Source organism: Lewinella sp. IMCC34183 (genome assembly GCF_003390915.1).
Classification (GTDB): Bacteria; Bacteroidota; Bacteroidia; order Chitinophagales; family Saprospiraceae; genus Neolewinella.
In genome coordinates this window covers 1-2725 of record NZ_QMEM01000024.1, presented here as the reverse complement: position 1 = coordinate 2725, position 2725 = coordinate 1, and the positions used below count along the sequence as shown (strand labels likewise).

General features: G+C 43.3%; 1 protein-coding gene. It reads right to left on the bottom strand.

Annotated features, from left to right (window positions below):
* Window positions 1-330: 330 nt before the first annotated feature.
* Window positions 331-705 (bottom strand): hypothetical protein, encoded by a 375-nt coding sequence (locus DQG19_RS20595; RefSeq protein WP_116128459.1) that lies wholly within the window; start codon window positions 703-705, stop codon window positions 331-333.
* Window positions 706-2725: the final 2020 nt, after the last annotated feature.

The window sequence follows — 2725 nt, the reverse complement described above, 5'->3', positions numbered from 1 at the left end:
ACTTACCTGACTGGCGGTTTTTGAGTGGCATCTGGCTTGATTGCCCTTAAAGATACGACTTGTTGATGACTTTGATCAACTTTGATAGGTTTTTCTGAGGGGATGCGGGTATTGCTTTCGGCGAACGTTTGCGCCGGCGCAGGCCGGCTTCCACCAGCTAGCTTTCGGATCTCAACCAACTCTAAGAAAGCTTATAAAGTCATCATCGAAGCCCACAAGCATCACTGCCGGCTTGACGATGGCGCGGTGTTGGCTGACGTTTTATAATAATTTTTTCTGATAGCTTTATCTATGCCAATTTTTGATGTTTTTCACATCACAGCTATTAGATTAAACAGCGCATATTCCAAATATAGCAGCCAACAATATAGCTACGAAAAAAGTGATAATTTGGAGCGAAGACATAAAGCGGATATTACGCTTGTATATCGATATCGATTTTTCATGCTCACGCAGTTCATCATCCTCCATATCACCTGGATTCAAAGTTGCGGCAATTGTCTGGAAGGTGAATAGGCCAAATAATATTGAAGCAATGAACATTGACCAAGACCAGATTAACGTGCCCGTTTTGATTTCTGCGCTTTCCGTCAAGAAGTCACTTTTAAATGTAATGGTCAGAGCTATAAATCCTGTAGACAAAGTTATTAAGTGCCGAGTTACTTCAGCAGCAAATTCAAATGATTGCTTTTTACTCTCATTCATGATTTGTTATTTACAGATTGGCCACATAGGACATATATAACTCCTAGCCTCAGCAAAAGTAATTTCGCCAATCACTTTAAAATTTAGATCGTCTACTTCTTGTAGATTTGAGGTATAATACGAGGAAATCATATAGTCTATTAGAATAGAGAAATTATGCTGTGCTATCCTAACTAATATGCTCTGCTGAATCTTGTTCTTGCCGGGCGGTGGCGATAGTATTTCTTCGGAAGCACTTCGCGCCATTTCAGAGATGCTAAATTTTGCTCAGTCTCCAACTGCGAATCCGTGGCTATTAGCATAGGCATTTGTAAAATCGATCAATCTAGTCTGAAGCTCTTTAATTTTACCAATCATTTTAAACATGTTTTTTTATAAGTGATGAATAGTTTGCTTTTATCGCTTCTGATGCTCGCTGCATAGCGATTCCTCCAAGTTATCGTATCTATTTATGCAACTCAACTTGGATTGTTACCCAAAATGCCAATTTTAGCTACCGAGAGCATCATAATGTCAGCCAACGAGGGCGCCTACGCAATCCGGGATCATTTGGGCACCGGCCCCAGGCTTGGAACACAAAGCTAGCCTTCGCGCCGGCAGTGAACATGGTGCAAAACCCGCAGCGCCAGCGGAGGCTTTTGCACCATTGAGAACGCCGGCGCAATGGCCATTACCGTCACCCCGACGCTTCTCTTCGACCACGGAGCCCCCGGATTGACGTAGGCGCCGTGTTGGCGGACGTGGCCGGTGCACCCTGCTTTCCTCTGGCGGATTGCGCCTTCTGCGGAGCGAAGCGCAGGTGGCCGGGCTTCAGCCCGCCACTTGTCGATTCGCTGCAGAATGGCGCAGTCCCGGCGATTACCGGTCAGACCTTAGCCCGGGTACGGAGATGCGCAACTAAGTTGGCATCAGGCCGCGGGCTAAAGTGCCAATGGCCGCCAACGATTGCCTACCCGACGGCCGCCAGCACCGGCACACTTTTCGGGTGTCGAAATTCATTGAGACCGTTGTTAAAGCATTGATAGCACCCACAAGCTCAACCGGCGGCTGTACGTGGTAGGCGGTGTTGGGCACAGTGACTTTTAATTAATAGTAATTTTGCATAAGTCATTCCTTTCATAAGAGCTTAGAGATAAGCTTGATCTAAATATTTCATTTCAAAACACATTATCATTAAGATTCCTAGAGATTTTCTTGCAAGGATGAAATTCCATTTAAATCACAGATATTTATGTATGCTGCAAATATTGAAATATATGTATTGTTAAAAGTTTTTAATTTGTTCGCTTAGATGCAGCACAATGTACCGAATTGATCATTGGGGCTAGGTTGGCTAAAATTAAATATTAGAGTGTATGATTGAGATGTAAGCCAAAAATAATAGTGGCCTAAGTAAAAATTCGCAGTGATTTAGTGTTACGGCTCGAATTGTTGATTGAACTCAATGTTGTCTAACTTAATATTCTTGTTTTGAATTTCTACATAATTGTTAGACATCGAATCCTTTCCCACAGTGACGCACCTCTTTATATTTTCTGCCTCCAGGTAACAGAGCTCAAAGACATCTTGATTTCCTCGAATTGAATAAACGTTTCTATACAGTATCTCCTGAACATAATATGAATCAACTTCTTGCAAAAGAGTGGGACATGAACAATCAACGGATTTCACAACAGATAAATTCGAGCTTATCTCCAATAATTCTTTCCCTGCATAATCACATGATGCCATCAATGTCAATATCGCAGCGCAATGTAATAAGTGTTTAAACATTATGTTTTGTTGATTTAATATAAAATGCGTCTAAGCATAACCACATTGCCTCCTGCACATAATTAATGTGCGATGGACGAATGATGATTGTGTGTGCAGTGTGTGCCGTGCATTGTGCCCAACGAGTGCGCCACCGCAGGCCGGCTGTCACCAGACAGCATCCCGGACCTAGACCAGCTTCAGTTCAACTTTTAAAGGCCTCATCGACACCCAAAAGCCTCACCGCCGGCTTGACGATGGCGCGGTG

Excerpts from the sequence above, each read along its gene's own strand:
- DQG19_RS20595 (WP_116128459.1), bottom strand. The coding sequence starts at position 705 with ATGAATGAGAGTAAAAAGCAATCATTTGAATTTGCTGCTGAAGTAACT.